This window comes from Gammaproteobacteria bacterium (assembly GCA_003696665.1).
Lineage (GTDB): Bacteria > Pseudomonadota > Gammaproteobacteria > Enterobacterales.
Map to the genome: position 1 here is coordinate 1 of RFGJ01000548.1, position 2,098 is coordinate 2,098.

At 55.2% G+C, this 2,098-nt stretch carries 3 protein-coding genes; all 3 read right to left on the reverse strand.

The window, feature by feature from the left end; genetic code table 11:
- Positions 1–212 (reverse strand): RHS repeat-associated core domain-containing protein (locus tag D6694_13470; GenBank protein RMH37083.1); only part of this gene is annotated, 212 nt, incomplete at its 3' end.
- Between the two features lie 70 nt (positions 213–282).
- Positions 283–1,029, reverse strand: coding sequence for a hypothetical protein (locus D6694_13475; GenBank protein RMH37084.1), 747 nt, complete (start codon positions 1,027–1,029; stop codon positions 283–285).
- Positions 1,030–1,040: 11 nt separating this feature from the next.
- On the reverse strand, positions 1,041–1,973 hold the full coding sequence (locus D6694_13480) for an RHS repeat-associated core domain-containing protein (protein ID RMH37085.1): 933 nt from the start codon (positions 1,971–1,973) through the stop codon (positions 1,041–1,043).
- Positions 1,974–2,098 lie beyond the last annotated feature (125 nt).

Genomic DNA, 2,098 nt, shown 5'->3' on the forward strand with positions numbered 1-2,098 from the left:
CCGCCGTAGGGATAGTAGTAGGTGTCAGCCTGGATGACCCCCGCGCTGTTGACAATGCGCGCCGTACTGTTCAGGTGGTCGGTCAGCAGGTAGTAGACCACACCGCCGCTGCGCATGGCCACCACACCGCCTGGTCCTGTGTAGTAGCTCTTGCCGGCTCCGCCCGAGTACTCATAGACGCCCCCGATAGTAACGGTCGTCACCCCATTCACGGTTCCCTTGACCCGGGCTCAGGGGACACCGTGGCGCGAGTGTCCCCTGAACGCGTAGACGAAATTGGCCCTAATGTCGGTAGTATATTTTCTCCTCTTTCCGCTCTACCTTGCGCACCTCTCCTGTGTTGGCGTCGATTTCCTGAGTCAATACCGGTTCCGATCCCCACACCCTACCCACATACCAGTAAATGGTCCATACATCTCCGTTCAACCTGGCTCTGAACTCGCAGGTTGCACCGATGCGCTGTTCCGCTTCTTCTCCCCCATTGGCTTGGGCAATCTGCATAGCCCTGCGATAGGAAATGGCTGGTGGATAATGGAAAAGCGACTCATCTACCCCCGGGACATAATCGCTCATATAGAGTAGGCTGCCGTTGCGAATCGATATCAATATGGTGGATGTCTCGTGCGAATAGAGTTCATCGGGTCCAACATTCGCGGCACTATAGTCAAAACTAGCCCAGGAGACGCCTTCTTGATATCGTTGGCAGAAGCCGTTAAAAGAGACCGATGAGAGCAAAGTCGAAGGCTCATACTCATGGGCCAACTCGTTGGCCAGCTCAAAAAGGGCATTTGGATCCGTCAAGACACTCTCCGCGCCCGGAATTGGAGTTGAACCCTCTGACGAAGGCGCTGGCGTTAACATGGATCGTTGTAGTGGCTCGGACTTCAGTGCAAACGGATCAAAAAGAAAGTTATCAAATTTATTCGGAATGCTGGTTCCGCCCCCATCGCAGCCGAAAATGGCAAATATGATGATGGCCAACATACCTAAACGCATTATCCAAACATGTACGACAGTCAGAGTGTACATGGAATCGACTCCTAGTCGAATGCTATCCGGAGCAATTGCCAGATGTGATTGGTGTCCACGCCTTTTGGAAGCGACCACCCTTCACGTGCATGCAAGTAGCCTATCCAGTTCATCATTTTCAAGAGTTGGGTTCGCGCCTCTCTATCTCCTTTTAGAAAGGCGGTTACGTCTCCATAAGCACGAAAACGTTTGTCACCGGTAACCGTCTTCCCGATATTGTTGCCAATAGCCAGCAGTATGAACGATTCAGTTGTACCAAGAGAGAATTCGCTAATCGCATCAGCCGTCTCCTCCAACTTGGCTGCCATCAAAATAATGCTCGTCCTGTCATCCAACAGCCCCCACGTATCGCCTTCATAACCTAACTCTCGCGCTTCTCCTGGCATGATCTGACCCACGCCAACGCTTGGATGGTTAAAGAGCCCGGCCAAACGGGGGTCCTTAAACTGATGGTGTTCGCCGATCGCAATTTGAATTCGCTCCCCCCAATCCAGCCCGATGGGTCGCTGCCAAGAATTGCCCTGATTGGCAATCGCTGCTGCCAATAGGATTGCAGGTACATGGTCTGTGGCCAGCGCCTCGATAGTCGCTCGATTCTGACGCACTTCGACTGCGCCTTGTCGATAGATGGGCAAGCTGGGCGTGTAGGCACCCTCCGGAAACGTGGCTGTGCTGCCGCCTAGCGTAGCGCCACCCAGCAGGAAAGCGCCAATAATGATACAAACCGGGCAGTGTCCGCTGGGATCATTGTACCGCAGCGGGCTGTCGAGCACGTACGCGTATCGATTGAGCATCTGGGGATTGCCCGGGCTGGGCACGATGGTATCCGCGCTGACGAAGCGACCCACCTGGGCGTCGTACCAGCGGGCGCCGTAGTCGTACAGCCCTTCTCCCCCCGGCAGCCCGGACTCGTGACGCTGACCGGTGAAGCGCCTGGTCGTCAGGCCGTTGTAGCTGCCGCTCCACTAGTCGCCGTAGGGGTAGTAGGTGCTGGCCTCAGACAGATACCTGCGCCAAGACCGCTCAGCCTTCTATACGCTGCACTCCCAACTTGAGGGTTCAGAGTAGG